At 67.0% G+C, this 15,747-nt stretch carries 13 protein-coding genes and 1 pseudogene; 3 read left to right on the forward strand and 11 right to left on the reverse strand.

The annotated features are described in order from the left end of the window. From A9976_RS01970 to A9976_RS01995, 6 genes and pseudogenes are all read right to left on the reverse strand, one after another. The coding region (locus A9976_RS01970; RefSeq protein ID WP_183017598.1) for a DNA/RNA non-specific endonuclease at positions 1-953 on the reverse strand (953 nt) is incomplete at its 3' end. Positions 954-1,168: 215 nt separating this feature from the next. Then, positions 1,169-1,330 (reverse strand): annotated as a pseudogene (locus tag A9976_RS01975) (MFS transporter); the annotation flags it as partial. 11 nt (positions 1,331-1,341) lie between these two features. Next, positions 1,342-1,689: a DMT family protein gene (locus A9976_RS01980; protein ID WP_012203978.1), complete on the reverse strand. Its 348-nt coding sequence runs from the start codon at positions 1,687-1,689 to the stop codon at positions 1,342-1,344. Between the two features lie 89 nt (positions 1,690-1,778). Further along, the gene (locus tag A9976_RS01985) at positions 1,779-2,456 is read right to left on the reverse strand and encodes a hypothetical protein (protein WP_183017599.1); all 678 of its coding nucleotides are present in this window, start codon (positions 2,454-2,456) and stop codon (positions 1,779-1,781) included. A 191-nt stretch (positions 2,457-2,647) separates the two neighbouring features. After that, the gene (locus A9976_RS01990) at positions 2,648-3,994 is read right to left on the reverse strand and encodes a sigma-54 dependent transcriptional regulator (RefSeq protein WP_183017600.1); all 1,347 of its coding nucleotides are present in this window, start codon (positions 3,992-3,994) and stop codon (positions 2,648-2,650) included. Next, entirely contained in the window at positions 3,979-5,322 is a 1,344-nt protein-coding gene (locus tag A9976_RS01995) for a PAS domain-containing sensor histidine kinase (protein ID WP_183017601.1), read from the reverse strand. Before A9976_RS01995 ends, A9976_RS01990 begins: the two co-directional genes overlap by 16 nt. A 212-nt stretch (positions 5,323-5,534) precedes the next feature. On the opposite strand from A9976_RS01995, the gene A9976_RS02000 reads away from it, so the two are divergent. After that, complete coding sequence (locus A9976_RS02000) at positions 5,535-5,657, forward strand: hypothetical protein (protein WP_259649079.1); 123 nt, start codon at positions 5,535-5,537, stop codon at positions 5,655-5,657. A 182-nt stretch (positions 5,658-5,839) separates the two neighbouring features. Here the strand turns inward: A9976_RS02000 and A9976_RS02005 are convergent, their stop codons facing one another. Beyond that, positions 5,840-7,714 (reverse strand): hypothetical protein, encoded by a 1,875-nt coding sequence (locus A9976_RS02005; protein WP_183017602.1) that lies wholly within the window; start codon positions 7,712-7,714, stop codon positions 5,840-5,842. A gap of 413 nt (positions 7,715-8,127) precedes the next feature. Between A9976_RS02005 and A9976_RS02010 the strand changes: the two genes are divergently transcribed. Both A9976_RS02010 and A9976_RS02015 read left to right on the forward strand, forming a co-directional pair. Further along, positions 8,128-8,694, forward strand: coding sequence for a hypothetical protein (locus A9976_RS02010; protein ID WP_183017603.1), 567 nt, complete (start codon positions 8,128-8,130; stop codon positions 8,692-8,694). Between the two features lie 15 nt (positions 8,695-8,709). After that, positions 8,710-10,155, forward strand: a complete 1,446-nt coding sequence (locus A9976_RS02015; RefSeq protein ID WP_183017604.1) for an EAL domain-containing protein — start codon at positions 8,710-8,712, stop codon at positions 10,153-10,155. Between the two features lie 55 nt (positions 10,156-10,210). On the opposite strand, the gene A9976_RS02020 is transcribed toward A9976_RS02015, so the two are convergent. Genes A9976_RS02020 through A9976_RS02035 form a run of 4 tightly spaced genes read right to left on the reverse strand, consistent with a single transcriptional unit; the run spans position 10,211 to position 15,694 of the window. Beyond that, the gene (locus A9976_RS02020; RefSeq protein ID WP_183017605.1) at positions 10,211-11,467 is read right to left on the reverse strand and encodes a glycosyltransferase; all 1,257 of its coding nucleotides are present in this window, start codon (positions 11,465-11,467) and stop codon (positions 10,211-10,213) included. 53 nt (positions 11,468-11,520) lie between these two features. Then, positions 11,521-12,915 carry a sigma 54-interacting transcriptional regulator gene (locus A9976_RS02025; RefSeq protein WP_016450343.1) on the reverse strand — a complete coding sequence of 465 codons (1,395 nt, stop codon included), beginning with the start codon at positions 12,913-12,915 and terminating at the stop codon, positions 11,521-11,523. A 50-nt stretch (positions 12,916-12,965) separates the two neighbouring features. Further along, a complete protein-coding gene (locus tag A9976_RS02030; RefSeq protein WP_183017606.1) occupies positions 12,966-15,257 on the reverse strand; it encodes a TadG family pilus assembly protein in 2,292 nt (763 codons plus the stop codon). 17 nt (positions 15,258-15,274) lie between these two features. Beyond that, a complete protein-coding gene (locus A9976_RS02035) occupies positions 15,275-15,694 on the reverse strand; it encodes a TadE/TadG family type IV pilus assembly protein (RefSeq protein ID WP_310889362.1) in 420 nt (139 codons plus the stop codon). Between the last annotated feature and the right edge of the window lie 53 nt (positions 15,695-15,747).

The following is a 15,747-nucleotide window of genomic DNA, read 5'->3' on the forward strand; positions in this document are numbered from 1 at the left end:
CTCATCACCCCCGCCAACAACGGCATCCCCGTCCTCCGAGTGAACTCCTCATAACTGATCGGCGCACTCATCCGCGTATCCGCACTGTTGGCCTGCCAGTGCGCCCAGGCACGCCCCGTGCTCGCGTCGTAGACCAGCTTGAAAATGTGGCTGGGCACATGGACCTTGCCCGGCCCGATGGTGAGCGGCTGGCCGTCGAACACCGGCCCCGTGAACACATAGACATCGCCCTGGGCGCGCTGGGCGTAGCGGCGCGTGTCCTGCTCCACCTTGCTCCAGACGCCGCCGTTGTGCGTCTGGTCCTGCGGAACCATGTTGGCCAGGCTGAAGCTCTGGGCCATGGCCTCGGGCGAGTACATGTCGCCGGCCGGCGCCATGTGGCCGCGCGAGTAGCCGGAGCGGCGGTAGTCGTCCAGTTCGGCGCGCTCGGCGCGGGGCAGGCGGGCATCGGCATAGAACTTGTCGCTGCGCTTGAGGCCCTGGCCCTGGTCCAGCAGTTTGCGGTTCAGGCGCTCCACCACGAAGACGGGCGTCTTGGTCTGGCCGCTGTGCAGCACGGCAAAGGCGCTGAAGCACAGCTCGCGCTCCTGGGGCTGGATCTGCAGGGCCGGGGGCTCGCCACCGGGGAAGAAATCGCGGCAGTGCGAAAAGCCCGTGGCCATGCTGCCGGCTGGCGGGCTGCCGCCACCGGAGGCCGTGCCCGAACCCGTCTCCGGCTGCTTGCGCAGGTGCTCCAGCCCCGGGATGGGCAGGGTGGACAGGAAGGGCGGCTCGGGAAGCTTGGGGTGCCAGTTCGGGTCCAGGCTGCAACTGGCGATCTGGAAGGTGCCCGCTGCCGCCACCAGGGCGGCGAACATGGAGCGCCACAGTCCGCTGCGGCTGGAGGCTTTCTTCTTGGAGGCGGGGGAGGAACTGCGCTTGCGCGCGGAAGGCTTCTTGTTCTTGACAGTCATTCGGGGGCGGCAGGCGCTGGCCGCTGGGAGGCAAGTCCGCGATGGCGCGGGTTCTGATTCGGGTCCTAGGAATTCTCCTATGTTTCCAGGCCCCCAAATGTTTCCAGATGCCCTGAAAGCGGGCCGCGCATGGCCTGATTTCAGGTCTTGGGCTGGAGGTGGGCAGCCCTTGGTTCGGCAGGGGCGCCGAACCAGCACAGCGCCAGGGCCAGCACCGCGATGCCGCCCAGGGCCATGACGTAGCCGATGTCGTCCAGCCGCCAGCCCTGGGCGAGCAGGAACACGCCCAGGAACGGTCCCAGGCCGTCGCGTACATCGGCCAGGAAGAAGTTGAGCCCCGGCAGCCAGCGCCGCGCATGGTGGTGTGTGCGGTGCATGGCGGCTTCCTTCAGCGCAGCGGGCCCTTGAACACGAAGAAGGCGCCCAGGCAGATGAAGCCGAAGCCCACCAGGTGGTTGAGGGTGAGCTTCTCGCCCAGGTAGAGCACGGAGAAGACGGCGAACACCACCAGCGTGATCACCTCCTGGATGGTTTTGAGCTCGGCCGCGCTGTAGACCTCATGGCCGAGCCGGTTCGCGGGCACGGCGAAGCAGTACTCGGCCAGCGCGATCAGCCAGCTCACCAGGATGACGAGGTACAGCGGCCGGTTCTCGAACTTCAGGTGCCCGTACCAGGCGAAGGTCATGAAGACGTTGGAGATCAGCAGCAGCAGGACGGGGGCGATCTTGGGGGACATGGCGGGGTTCGGTGAAAACAGGAAAGCCGGAAAGCAGAAAAGCAGGAAGGGGGAGAAGCCCGCCCGGCCCCTGGGACCGGGCGGTGGTGTCAGCGCGCGCGGTCGTACAGCGGCTGCAGGTCCGACAGGCTGGCACCCATGCTGGTGGCCTCCAGCGAGGTGCCGTGCGCGTTGCGCGTGCCCAGGCCCGAGGCGGCAAACAGCTGCCCCGGCTGCAGCGGCTGCTGCAGCGCATGGGGGGCAAAGCGCACGATGGCGCCGTCGGACAGGATGACGCCGTTGGCATCACCGCGCGGGCCGGTGAGGACCACATCAATGCGGCCCTGGGCCTGCTGCGTCTGCAGGCCGGCCATGCGCAGGTGCGGCGGCATGGGGCGCGCGCCGTCGCGGGCGGGCGGCTGGTCGTACACGGTCTGGCCGCTGGCCGAGTTCACGATGGCATCCGCCTTGACCGCACCACCGGCTTCGCTGCGGCCGATGATGCGCACCGTGTCGCCCACCTTCACGGCTGCCGTGAGCGCGTCGGACATATGGGGCGGGAACCGGACCACCGTGCCGTCGGTCAGGCGCAGGCCGTCCACCTCTCCATACGGATTGGTCAGCAGCCGGGCGACGGCGCTTTCGAGCACGGCCTGTGCGTGCGGCGCGCCAGGCCCTGCAGGGGCTGAAGGGGCCGAAGAGGCGAAGCCGCCGGGCGGCACGGCATGCGCATTCAATGCGCTGGAACCCAGCCACAGAACGGCGGAGGTAAGAACAAATCGGGACATGAGGGCTCCTTGGTTGGCGATGGACACGCATCCGTCAATGCAAGTGCCATGCCATCAGGAATCCTCATGAAATCAAGGGCTTGCAGCGGGTTCTGTGGGCCGGGCGTCCGATGCGGAGACAGCAGGTGTCACCGTATCGGACACATGCGGCGCCGTCCGTGCGTCCGTGCGTCCGTGTGCCCATTGCGGCCTCAGCCCAGCCCGAACTCCGCCAGCTTGCGGTACAGCTGCTGGCGCGAAAGTCCCAGGCGACGCGCGGCTTCGGCACGATTGCCCGCGGCTGCGGCCAGGGCACGCGTGACCATTTCGCGCTCCAGCTGGGCGACGGCGGCGGCCAGCGGGCCGTTCCAGTCGATGGCGGGCCCGTGCGCCACGGCAGGCTGCAGGCCGATGTGCTCGGCCCCGATGACCGGCCCGGGGCACAGCAGGGCCGCGCGCTCCATGGCGTTGCGCAGCTCGCGCACATTGCCGGGCCAGTCGTGCGCCAGCAGCAGGCGCGCGGCGTCGGCACCCAGGCGCTTGGGCGAGGCGCCGCCGCCTTGGCGCAGGAAATGCTCGGCCAGCAGCAGCACGTCGCCCAGGCGCTCGCGCAGCGGCGGCAGGTGCACGGGCACGACCTGGAGCCGGTACCAGAGATCCTCGCGAAAGCTCCCCTGCCTGACGGCAGCCGGCAGGTCGCGGTGCGTGGCCGCGATGATGCGCACGTTCACCGGCAGCGCCCGGCTGGCGCCCACGGGCGTGATCTCGCGCTCCTGCAGCGCCCTGAGGATCTTGGCCTGCGTGGGCAGCGGCATGTCGCCCACTTCATCGAGGAACAGCGTGCCGCCCTGCGCCTCACGAAAGCGCCCGGCGCGGTCGCTGACGGCGCCCGTGAAGGCGCCCTTCACATGGCCGAAGAGTTCGCTTTCCATCAGGTCGGCCGGAATGGCCGCGCAGTTGACGGCCACGAAGGGGCGTTCCGCCCGGGCGCTGTTGCGGTGCAGGGCGCGCGCCACCAGCTCCTTGCCCGTGCCGGTCTCGCCCAGCACCAGCACGGTGGCGTCGCTGTCCGCCGCCAGGCCGATGCGCTTGAAGACCTGACGCATGGCCTCGCTGCCGCTGACCAGCTCGGCGTCATCGCCTTCCGGCTCCTGGTTCTGCTCCGGGCTCTGCGCCGTGTTCTCGCGGCTGCCGGCCTGGCCCGCACTGAGCAAGGCGCGCTCCAGCACCTCGACCAGCGCGGTTCTGGCAATGGGCTTGGTCAGGTGATCGAAGGCGCCCAGGCGCATGGCCTCGATGGTGTTGCTGCCGCTGGCATAGGCCGTGAGCATGATGCAGGGCGCCCGCGAGAGGCTACGGGCCTTGCGCAGGAAGACCAGGCCGTCCTCGCCGGGCATGCGCAGATCGACGATGGCCGCATCCACCGAACCGGCCTGCAGGATCTGCAGCCCCGCCGCCACGGTCGGGGCCTGGCTGACCCCATGGCCAAGGTCGCCGAGCATCTCGGCCAAGCTTTCACGGAAGGCCGTGTCGTCGTCCACGATCAGGATGCGGGCCATGGAAATTCCATTTCTATGCGGGTGCCTCGTGTTGTCTTGCCCAGCGCGATGCGGCCGCCATGGGCCAGCACGATTTCGCGCACCAGCGCCAATCCCAGCCCGGTGCCGCCGGGGCGTGCGGTGGTGAAGGGCTCGAACAGCGTGTCGCGCAGCTCGGGCGCAACGCCCGTGCCGTCATCGGCCACCCACAGTTGTAGTGGGCCGCTGTTGGTGCCGCCGCGGTCTGCCCCCAGTTCCACCCGGCCGCCGGCCGCCGTGTGCGCCAGTGCGTTGAGCAGCAGATTGTCCAGCGCCCTGGCCATCTGCGCGGGGTCCAGCAGCGGGCGGCGCCCGTCCTGCAGGTCCCGGGCAAGGCCGGTGGACACTGCCGTTGCCAGTTGCACGCCGCTGGCCTGGGCCAGCTCGGCATGTGCCTGCAGCCTTTCGTCCAGCAAATGCTGCAGGTCCACCGGCTCCGGTTGCACCCGGAAGGGCTGGGTCAAGGCCAGCAGGCTCGATACCAGGTCTTCCAGGCGCGCGGTCTGGGCCAGCACGGCCTCCAGGGCGCCCTGGCTGCGCGCTTCGCGCAGTGGCGCGGGCGCTGCCAGCGCGGTCTCTGCCTTCATGCGCATGGTGCCCAGCGGATTGCGGATCTCGTGCGCCAGGCCTGCGGACAGCCGGCCCAGGGTGGCCAGCCGTTCGGCGCCGAGCAGTTGCTGCTCCATCTGTGCCGACTGCCGCTGCCAGCGCCGGAGCATTCTGCCCAGCCACAGGCCCGAGACCAGGACCATGCCCAGCAGCAGGCTGACGGCAAGGATGAGGGGGTTGACCACGTCGGCGCTGATCAGGGGGACGCGCATCAGTGTCCAGGCCACCAGCCCAGGCGCATCGGCCTGGGCCGGGCAGGCGGCAAAGACCACCGCCTCGCGCAGGCCGGGGCGCAGGTCGGTCACCAGCCCCGCGCTGTCCCGCGCGCGCTGGGCGGTGGAGGTGATGCGCTCCATCTCCGCACTGGGTGCATCGCGCTTGATGCCCGAGCCGTCATAGGTGGGAAAGGCATAGGCCACGACACCGGGGCCCTCGCGCCAGAAGCCGCCCTCCATGCCGGGGCGCTCGCGCAGCGCCAGGTCCAGCACGGCCTGCGCGGCGGACCGGGCCTGTGCGCTGGGCGTGTCCGCCGTCAGCCCCGCCAGCCCCATGCGCGCGGCCCCGGCCTGCAGCGCGCTGCAGCTGACGCCTGCGGCGTGGCGGGCGCGGGAAACCTGCTGGTCGGTGCCCTGCCGGCTCAGCAGCAGCAGCAGCCATGCCAGCACCAGGGCGACGGCCGAGATGGTGAGCCAGAGGATCACCAGATCCCGTTGGATGGACTTTTGCGGGGACAGGGCCGGCTCCTGAAGTGATGCGCTGGAACATACACCGAAAGGGGGGCGTGTCGGGCAGGCCTGTGCGCCATGGCGGGGTGGTCCCTGGGGCGGGGGATCTTTCCGGGACAGGCATTGGAGAGGCCGCAATTGATCGAAAAATGCCGGCTGTCTTCCCCCATCTACGGCTGCACCTGGCCATGACCCTTGCCCACTGGCTTGTTTTCTGCGGCGCCTCTGTGCTGATGTGCTCCACGCCCGGGCCGGCCGTGCTGCTGGCCATCTCGGCGGGCCAAAGCCTGGATCCGGATGGGCCCATCTGAGCTGGTCGTGGAGAACCTGGAGGTGCTCCCAGCGAATGGCCGCCAAGTGCTTGGATGTGCCCTTGCCTGGGAGGTTTTTGCAGGCATGCTTTGCGGCACTGGGAGTCTTGATGCGAAGCTGCGTCCGCATATGCCTGATGAAGAGCGCCCCGCGCAATGTGGCGGGGCGCCGTGGTTGCCGTTCAGGGCGTAATCGGTGTGAAAGTGAGCAGGTATGCGGAATCCCGTTCAACTTGGATGGATGCGCTCTGGATCACGACCGCCCCGTCTGCGGACACCACCATGCCGGAAGTCCATGCATAGATACTGCTGGAGTCGCCGGGTTTGACGGTGCTTGCCGGCAGCACAGTTGACTGCGTCTTCAGTAGATTGCCGCTTGGTGACAGGATATTGAATTTCCAGTTATCCATCATGTCCACAACGATGATTCTGCCGTCCGCCGCCACGATGAGCGTATCTGAATTGAGGCTTAGTCCTTGCGTGAGCATTCCCGCCCGCGAGAGGTCCTCCGGGCTCCAAAGGGAAACCCCGCCGCCGTACGACAGCATCAGAACGCGCTTGCCATCCCGGGAGATCGCTATACCACCCGCCTGCGGCAGGCGCTCCTGAGCCGGGCTTGCCAGATATGGCTTTGTGAACGAGAGCGTACCTGAGTCCACCTCGCTGTAATCCATGTCCCAGTAAAACGGCGTGTTGGGACTGCGCTGCCTGGAACTCGTCGAGTAGATACGGAGACCATCCGGCGAGACAGCAAGATAGCTCGATTTCAGCACTGAGAAAAACTGCATTTGATCCCGCGGCCGCTCGGCTGTGGCGACCTTGGTAGCCAGAACTTTGCCGTCGGATGCCCGGAAGACCTGCCCTGTTGTCAATACAACGATGCCGATGCCATTGGGACGGGCGTAAACCATATCCACATAGCCGCTGTCGAAGCCCGTCAGGACGGTATCAAGCGGCCAGGACGAGGTCAGTTGCCTGCTCCGCAGATCGAAGACCCTGAGTTGGCTGGAGGCCCAGTCGACCGCATACAGGAAGGCACCGTCCGAAGACGCCACCATTTTCCCGAACGCCGCACCTGCAGCAGTCAGCGTGCCCTCCTGAGCGCCAGTGTAGATGTTGTACACGTCGATCTTGCCGCCACCGGAATGGGCATAGGCATGTGGCCTGACCGGGTCAGCCAGCAGATACTTGTACCGGGCTATTTCCGTGGTGCTGCTTGCCAGCTGACGCACCGGGCCCTTTCCCTTCCACAAGGCAACGACCACGGGCTGAGCTTCACCCACGGTGGCGTCCGGCGATGTGACCGAGACGGTTGCATAGCTGATGGTGTTCTCTGCAAGCGCGGAAGGGTCGGCCTGAATCTGCAGCGCCTCTCCAACTGCTCCGGACGGTGTCACAGTGAGCCACGGCTGGTCGGAGCGAGCTTGCCAACGGCCTGCCTGCCCAAGATTGTCCGACACACTGATCGACCGTGTGAGAAGAGCGAAATCAGACATGCTGGTCAGTGCAATGCCCGTGTCCGATACCAGCAGCTTGTGCACCGTGCGTGGCTGAGCCCAAGGCTTGACCTCGATATCGTACGCAATCTGCCATGGTGAACCGGAATAGGGCTGGTTGCACACCTGAGGATCGTCCAGGCACAGTTGCACCTTGAAGAAGCCCTGGTATTTGCCCGGCTTCAACGTGGGCGACAGTGACATGTTCGCTTCATAGCTGGTGGCGCTCAGCGCCGTCACGGTGGTCTCGTTGGCGTCAAGAACACCGGACGTGTCCACGATCGCCACGTTGACGCGTTCCACAATCGTCTTGCTGGAGGTGGCCACCACAGTAATGGGCACCGCAAAACTGCGCTCCTTCGCCGTATGCGAAATTGATGCCGGGCTGAAACTGAGCCAGGAGTTGTCGGCGCCACCCCCGGTGCCGGGGGTTCCTGTTCCCGGATTTCCTGTTCCTGGGTTTCCTGTTGCCGGAGCATCACCAGATCCTCCACCACCACAGCTTGACAAAATAAACACGGCTGACAGCAATGCTGCCGCCATCCATATCGGCTTAGCCATATTTCCCTCTCGAGTTTGAAATTTCTGGATACAACGGAGCCGTGATTATGGCGAGTGTCTGGGTTCCAGACTCAGGCCTGGCTATTTGATGCGCAGTATTTCATCTGGATTGCCTGGGCAGAGGTCACAGGTACCTGCTCCTGGACTGGCTGCTGTCAGGTTTGCCGTGCAAGTAACGGCGCAGGGCCGCGGCGTTACGTGACATAGCCCGTAACGCGCAATGGTCAATCGGCCAAGTCTGCATTCCCAGGTTCAATCAAATCAATGGGTTACAGAAAGACGCCGGCTTTCGGAAAGGGCGCCAGCCCATGGCACGCTTGTTGCAGCAGGTTGCAAAAAGCTTGTCGCAGTGCCTGGAAAACCATGTGCTGCGCCACCCGCCCCATCGATCGCAGTCTTTCGGAGGAGAAACCATGGCCGCTCTCTCGTTGTCGCTTGCAGGCGTGGCCCTGTCGCGACTGCGCACCAGCCCTGACAGGGCGCGCAGCAAGCCGTTGAATGTGTCCGGTTCGTTCGTGTCTGCGGCGGTGCCGCGTGCTTCTGCCTTTGCTTCTGCTCGCGAGGCCGGTGATGGAGGCATGCATGCACAGGTGGCGCCGGTGGCGCTGCTGACGCGCGTGAGCGAGGGCGTGCGCATCGTGCGGCGCAATGATGTGATCGCGGCCCAGGCCGGCGCCTTGCTGCAGCAGGGCGATCGCGTCATCGTGCCCCAGCAGGGCAGCGCGCAGGCCGTGTTCCAGGAGCAGGACGGGCAGGCGCTGCTGGGCAGCTTTGCAGGCGGCACGGACGCCACGCTGGCGTATTTCAGCCGCAAGGCAGATGCCTGCTCGGTGGTCTTTGACCTGGTGGCCGGCCATGTGGACCTGGCGCTGTCGGCCGTGGATATGGGCGCATTGGGCGCATTGGGCGGCGGGCCCGCAGGCCAGGGGCGCAGGGCGATCGGATTTCACTGCTATTCACAACCCATTGCAGGCCGTTGAATGAAGGAGCACACCATGCACGACATCATCGAAGCTCCGCACGGCGACACCCCCGTGGACCTGGCCATCTGGCTGTCGCCCCTGCGGACCTGGCGCAGCGTCTACGGCAACGGCTTCTGCGACGAGGCCATGCAGGCCTGCGTGGAACGGCTCAGGGGCCTGGGCATCGATGCCGAATCGCTGGAGCGCGCGGGCGATACGCTGCTGGTTCGCGGGTTCGACCCCCGCACGATGGCCGACACGGTACTGCCTGGCAATCAGGCCCGGCATGGCTGGATGCATGCGCTGGAGTCCTCCCTGGTGCGCGAGCCGGTGGTGGACGGCTCGCGCCAGGCCTATCTGCGCGCCGAGGTGCAGGCGCTGGGCTGCGTCTCCCTGACGGGCCTGCACGAGATACGCGGCAAGGGCCACGCCACGGCGGGCGTCCAGGACATGGCGGTGCGCAGGATGCACCCCAGGCTGATCAAGGGCTACCAGGCCGACATGCAGTTGGCGAGCCGCCTGCTGGACGATCTGCGGCTGGGCCACCTGGCGCTGGCATTCCAGCCCGTGACGCTGCTGGAGCCCGCAGGCCTGGCAGGGGGAGGCAGCGGGACCGGCGCGGGCCGCACGCTCTACCACGAGTGCCTGCTGCGCCGCAGCGTGTTCTCTGCCTACGACAACTACGCCGTGCCCCATGCCATCGAGGCGCTGGAGCGCCTGGGCCTGGCCGCGCGGCTGGATCGCAGCGTGCTGTGGTCGGTGATAGGCGCGCTGGAGATGAAGACCGGCCACAGCCTGGGCTGCAATCTGTCGGCCGCCTCGTTCTGCGACGACGCCTGGTGGGAGGGCGTGTTCGACTATCTGGAGGACCGGCCCGAGATCGCCCAGCGCCTGGTGCTGGAGATCACCGAGACCGGCGCCTTCCCCTGCGAGAAGGCCGCGCTGGGCCTGGTGCGGCACCTGCAGATCCTGGGCGTGCGCGTGGCGCTGGACGACATCGTGCCCCGGCGCGGCGGCCTGGACATTCTGGGCAAGCTGCGCGCCAACATCGTCAAGATCGACAAGTCCGTGCTGGACCAAAGCCTGCAGGCCCGGCCTTCGGCCCGGATGATGCAGGGCCTGGTCAGCCTGTGTGCCGACCGGGGTGCCTGCGTGATCGTGGAGGGCATCGAGTCCGCCCAGGGCCTGGAGGCCGTGGCGCTGGCGGGAGCCCATGGCGCGCAGGGCTTCTTCATCGCCCGGCCCTCGCTGCATGGCCTGCTGGACCAGGTGGTGCGCGTGCAAGACGTGCTGGAGGTGCTGGAGGCGACCGAGGTGCAGGACGACGACGAGCTGGACATGGCCCTGAGCTGGAGCGGCATGGAGCGCATGTCTGCACTTTCGGCGGCCTCAAGCGTGTCTGGCGCGTCTGCCGCATCGGCGGTGTCGGCCGCCGAGTCCGGCATGGGCACGGGCTTTTTCCTGCGGGCGCGGGCCTGATCCCTGGACCGGGCCCGGGCCCGGGCCTGGCCGGGGCACATGCCGCTGCGGCGCCTCACTCCAGCATGAGCGGGCCGGCCTTGCGCCGCGCCATGGCCAGGCGGAACAGGTCCATGAAGCGCGGGGCCACGTTGGAGATGTGAAAGCGCTTGCCCGTCTCGCGCGCGGCCCGGCCGTAGCGCTGGCGCCGGGCCGGATCGTCGCGCAACTGGCGGATGGCGCCTATCCAGGCGTCGTCGCTGTCGGGCAGCAGCAGGCCGTTGACATCGTTTTGCACCAGCTCCGGCACAAAGCCCCAGTTCGATCCGATCACGCAGCCGCCGCGCGCCAGGATCTCCATCAATCCCCAGTTGGCCACGCCGTAGCGCAGCGGATAGAGGAACAGGTCCACCGAGGCCAGCGTGCGCGCGAACTCGTCGTACGGCAGCTTGCCCGGAAACTCCACCACCTCGGCGGCCGGGTGGATCTGCAGCAGGTGGTCGCGAAAGCTGGCCACCTTGCCCTGGTAGCGGCGCTCCACCCATTGCTGTTCGTAGCCATAGGTCACGGCCGTGGGGTCGCCCAGGGCGATGAAGCGCATCTGCCGGCCATCGCCCTCGCGCACCAGGCGATCGACCAGGCGCATGAAGGTCTCGAAGCCCTTGGAGCTGGACAGGTCGCGCGATGAGAAGGCCACGGTGAAGCGCCCGTCCTGGCGCGGCGGCGGCTCGGCCTGCTCGTCGGGCGCCTGGATGTCGAAGCCCTCGAACTGCACGGCCACGCGCTCCTGCAGCAGCGGCGGGAACAGCGAGCGCGCATGGGCGCTGGGCGCGATGGTCAGGTCGCTGCACAGCACCTGGTGGTAGTGCAGCATTTCCATGTTGCGGTCGGCCAGGCGCTGGGACAGGTCGGGCGGGTAGTCGGGCTCGTTGCCGTGCACGCGGTAGCTGGGGAACTCGATGTAGCTGACGATGGCCGCATCGATCTCGCCGTACAGCAGGTTGGGCGCGGCCCACAGCGAGTGGGCGACCACCACGTCGATGCGTTTTCCCTTTTCCTTCTCGAAGGCCTGCAGCCCCTGCAGCAGGCCGCGGCCGATGCGCGCCGAGCGCTCCACCTTGCTGGAGTAGTAGTAGCTTTGCGGGCCGACGATGTCGCCATCGGGCCGGAACGACAGCAGGTGGTCGCACTGGCTGGCGTAGTTCTCGGCATGGCCTGGCATGGTCATGAACCAGCTGTCGGCCGCGCCGCTGGCGCGAAGGTGGCTGCACAGCAGGCTGTACTGGCTGGGGTAGACGGCGCTGACGAAGATGATGACCGGCTTGTCCTGCATGTTCGTGGAGGTCTCCGTGGCGTGGGGGGATGGGGATGTGTCGGAGGGCGTGCTCAGCCCGGCACGGGCACTTCGGGCTCGCCGTCGCTGATCTGGTACTTGCGCATCTTTTCCCAGAGCACCTTGCGGCTGATGCCCAGGTGCTGGGCCGTGTTCTGGCGCTTCCAGTCGTTGGTGTTGAGCGCCGCGATGATGCGGTTGCGCTCGTCCATGTCCCAGTTGCTGCGGTCGGCCAGCAGGGGCTCGGCGGCACCCGCGTCCGGCGGGAAGGTGGTGGCCGACAGGGCCTGGGCGTGCTGCAGGATGCGCTGCGTGGCGCCGTCGGCGTTCCAGTCGCGCGTCTGGCGGGCGGCCACGCCGATGCGCTCGGCCAGGTTGCGCAACTCGCGCACATTGCCGGGGAAGTACATCTGGGCCACGGCGTCGAGGATGAAGAAGGGCGGCTCGCCCAGCTCCTTCATCGTGGCCTCGCCCACCACCTTGTGCAGGATGGCGTGGAAGATGGCCAGCTTGTCGGCCTCGCCGCGCTCCTCCAGGCTGGGGATCTGCAGCTCGATCACGGCCAGGCGGAAGAACAGGTCGGCCCGGAAGCGCCCCTCGCGCACCAGCCCGCGCAGCGGCTTGTTGGTGGCTGCCACCAGCCGGAAATCCAGCCGCACGGCGGCGGCCGAGCCCAGCCGCGTGATGGCGCGCTCTTCCAGCACGCGCAGCAGCTTGACCTGCTGGTACAGCGGCAGGTCGGCAATCTCGTCCAGGAACAGCGTGCCGCCGTTGGCCTGCTCCAGATAGCCCTTGTGGGCATTCACCGCGCCCGTGAACGAGCCCTTGGCATGGCCGAAGAACAGGGACTCGAACAGCCCGTCCGGGATGGCGCCGCAGTTGACCACCACGAAGGGGCCCTGGCCGTAGCGGTTGTTGCGCTCGTGCAGCCGCTCGGCAATGCGCTCCTTGCCCACGCCGGTCTCGCCGATGATGAGCACGCTGTGCTCGCAGTCGGCAAAGGTGTCCACGTCGCGCAGCAGGCGCTGCATGCAGTCGGCCACGGCGATGATGTCCTCCGAGCGCTGCACCTGGCGCTGGTTGCTCTGCATGCGCCGCAGGATGCGCACCAGCATGGCGCGCAGCTCGGCCCCCGTGAAGTCGAAGGGCAGCACATGCGAGTACTCCATGGCATAGGTGCCGGCGTTGGCGTCGCGCTGCTTGGCGCTGACCCACAGCACGGGCATGCCGAAGGTACCCTCCACGCCCTGGCGCGTGAAGCGCGCGCCCTCCAGCACCGAGACGCTGACCACGGCGATCGCATTGCCCAGCTCGCTGGTGTCGGCGGGCAGGGTCAGCCCGTCGGCGCGCACCACGTCCACGCCCAGGTTGAGCACGCAGCGCTCCACCCGCTCGGCGATGTCGGCCTGGCCTTCCCAGACATAAATGACCAACTCGTCCAGATTCACGTTGCATTCCCTCGTTGTCGATTCATGGATTGGATGGCCTTGCCTGCAGTTTAGAAAACCAGTTGCGCCGTGTCGCAGCCGATGGACAGGGCCTTGATGTCGGTGCGGCCCACCTCCAGGCCCAGCGTGTTCTTGAGCACCGAGGTCAGCAGATCACCCACTCCATTGAGGATGGGCTTGAGCACATCGGTAATCAGCGGTTTGAGCAGGGTGCACAGGGCGCCGGTGCAGGTGAGGTTGTGGTCGCGGTTGAGCAGGGACTGGATCTCGGGGCTGTTGGCGTTGATCGCGTACAGGTACTGCGGGTGCGAGGTCAGCAGCTTGGTCACGTTGTGCTTGACGCAGCCATTCCAGTTGAACAGCGAGCTGAGCAGGCCCGCGCAGCTCAGGTAGCCGTTGTCGTAGGTGGAGATGCCCAGAACACCCAGCAGACCGCCGGGCACGCTGGTGTAGGAATTGAGAGCGGCCGAGAACGTGCCGCTTGGCCAGGTGGAGGAAGGGCATACGGCAAGTAGGCCCATGACGAGACCGCATTTGTCTATGCCGCTGACAGCGATCGCGTTATTGAACGTGAAGTTGGAGGTGAGCAGCGGTGGCATGTAGTCCTTGTCTCCAGCCACACCCCGGCCATTAAGCAGCAGGCTGGTGACGCTGGCGACGTTGTACAGGCCGCTGACCTTGGCGGCATCCAGGTATGACTCCAGCAGCCGCGTGGTGATGTCGGTGGGCGTGGTGCCCGGCGGCTGCAGCAGGCCGCTGAGCAGGTTGAGCAATCCCGTGACGATGTTGTCGACCGTATCGCCCAGCGCCAGCTGGTTCACCTGCGTGGAGCGGTTGGTCTTGGTCCAGTTGGGATCGGCCGGGTCTTCATAGCCGGGCTCCATGCCCAGGCCCGTGGTGGAGTCCGTGTACTCCAGGGCCGGCACCCAGAGCTTGCCGGTCAGCACGGGCAGGCGCAGCAGGGTGATCAACTGCTCGTCCTGCAGGCCCTTCTCGCAGCTTTGCTTGTTGTTGGGGTCCATCTTGCCCACGCAGGCGTTGAGGATGGAGGACTTGACCGACAAGTCCATGGTCTGCGGGCTGGCGCTGCACTGCAGCGCGGTCAGCGTGCCCGTTGCGTTGGTGATGTCCACGGCAATGGGCAGCTTGACCTGGGTGCCCAGGATGTCCTTGACCAGCCATTGGAGTGCGCCGCCCAGCAACTGGTCCGTGTCCACGTTCAGGTTCAGGCGGATCTGTGCGCTGTAGCCCTGCGTGCCGACGGGACCTACGGCAATGGTGGGCGGCTGCACGATGGTCAGCTTGGCCTTGATGATGCCCAGTAAATCAATATCGTTTTTCAGCGCATGGCCGTTGGCACCGATGGCAATGGCCGTCTTCAGCACATCGCCAATGCCCAGCTGCACGTCCATGGCCGCGTTCAGCGGATCGGTGCGGCCGGCGCCCAGGAAGGCGAACAGGCCCTTCTGGTCATCAAGGCTGCCCAGCGGGATCTTGATGGTGCTCAGGCCCAGGTTGATCACCTGGGTCTTGAGCGCATTGAGCTGCACGGCCAGCGCGTTGTCGGTGATGGCGCTGATGGAGGCATCGATCACGTCCAGCAAGGTGACGCTGGCGATGTTGGCCAGGCCCTCGGGCGACAGCGCGCGCAGCTGTTCTATCCCCAGGTTGACGCCCAGGGCCTTGAGCAGGCCGGCCGGGCTGATCTTGGCATCGGCCAGGCCCTTGGAGTCCAGCAGGGTCAGCATGCCCACGTCCAGCCCCACTACGCCGAGCAGGCTGCCCAACGGCGTGTCCTTGTTGAAGCGCAGCAGCTGCGAGCCCACCTGGAAGGACGCCACGGATTCGTTGCGCATGGCAATGGCCTCGGCCACCACGAGGCGGTCCCAGGGACCCGGAAAGAAGGTGGGGGAGCTCCCTGCCACCACGACATGCGCGGCGTTCAGCGGCGCGGCGGCCGCATCGAAGTAGCGCCCGCCCGAGGCCTGGCGGGCGGGGTGCTGGGCATTCCAGTTGCCGCAGGCCACCTGGGTCCGGGCCGTGTTGCGGGTCAGGGCGGCAGGCCAGTTGTCGTTGATGCTGGCCTGGCCGGCGCTCACGCAGGCGGGCGTGTTGTTGCGCTCGGCGTTGATGTGCTGGGCCGCCTCCATGGCGGCCAGATCGGCGATGCGCTGCAGATCGCGCTTGGCGTAGTACATGTAGCCCATGTCCACCACGCCGAGCATGAGGATGAGCACGCCGGCCAGCAGCGCGAATTGTACGAGGATGCCGCCGCCCTGGCGGTGGGCATGCCGGAAGGCGGCACCGCAGTGCCGCAGGCGGAGAGAGTGAGAGCCGTGCATGTGCCGTTCCTCCTGTCTCAACTGGAGGGTGCCAGCTGGACCAGACTGCTGGCCTGCAGCCGTGTGGGTTCGGCCAGATACAGGCTTCCCAGCTGCATGCCGTTGCCCAGAAGTGGGGGGAGCAGGTAGACCACCTGCAATGTGGCCTGGGTGTTGGTCCAGGTGATTCGTACCTGCGCCGGCGCGGTGCTGGTGGGCAAGCCGCTGGAGGCCAGGCTCTGGTTCACCACGGCGGTGGTGGCCTGCAGGATGTTGGCCTGCTCCGTGGGGCGTGCGGGGTTGAAGCCCGCCAGCCCGCCATGGGCCAGGTGCTGGACCATCCGTGCGCCGTCGCCGGTCGCTCGCGCGACCGACTGCTGGGCCTGCAGCACGCGCCAGTACACCAGCATGCCCATGAGCAGGAGCACCATGATGCTGGCGATGAGGGCGAATTCCACCGCCGCGACACCTCTTTCCTTGTGCCGCGCGAGGCCGTACCTGTAAATGGGTG

This window comes from Delftia sp. UME58 (assembly GCF_014170385.1).
GTDB lineage: Bacteria > Pseudomonadota > Gammaproteobacteria > Burkholderiales > Burkholderiaceae_C > Comamonas > Comamonas acidovorans.

Bases quoted from the DNA above. Each gene is read 5' to 3' on its own strand.
- A9976_RS02015 (WP_183017604.1), top strand. From the start codon at position 8,710: ATGCACGACATCATCGAAGCTCCGCACGGCGACACCCCCGTGGACCTG.
- A9976_RS02000 (WP_259649079.1), top strand. From the start codon at position 5,535: ATGACCCTTGCCCACTGGCTTGTTTTCTGCGGCGCCTCTGTGCTGATG.
- A9976_RS02010 (WP_183017603.1), top strand. From the start codon at position 8,128: ATGGCCGCTCTCTCGTTGTCGCTTGCAGGCGTGGCCCTGTCGCGACTG.
- A9976_RS02030 (WP_183017606.1), bottom strand. From the start codon at position 15,257: ATGCACGGCTCTCACTCTCTCCGCCTGCGGCACTGCGGTGCCGCCTTC.
- A9976_RS01980 (WP_012203978.1), bottom strand. From the start codon at position 1,689: ATGTCCCCCAAGATCGCCCCCGTCCTGCTGCTGCTGATCTCCAACGTC.
- A9976_RS01985 (WP_183017599.1), bottom strand. From the start codon at position 2,456: ATGTCCCGATTTGTTCTTACCTCCGCCGTTCTGTGGCTGGGTTCCAGC.
- A9976_RS01990 (WP_183017600.1), bottom strand. From the start codon at position 3,994: ATGGCCCGCATCCTGATCGTGGACGACGACACGGCCTTCCGTGAAAGC.
- A9976_RS02005 (WP_183017602.1), bottom strand. From the start codon at position 7,714: ATGGCTAAGCCGATATGGATGGCGGCAGCATTGCTGTCAGCCGTGTTT.
- A9976_RS02020 (WP_183017605.1), bottom strand. From the start codon at position 11,467: ATGCAGGACAAGCCGGTCATCATCTTCGTCAGCGCCGTCTACCCCAGC.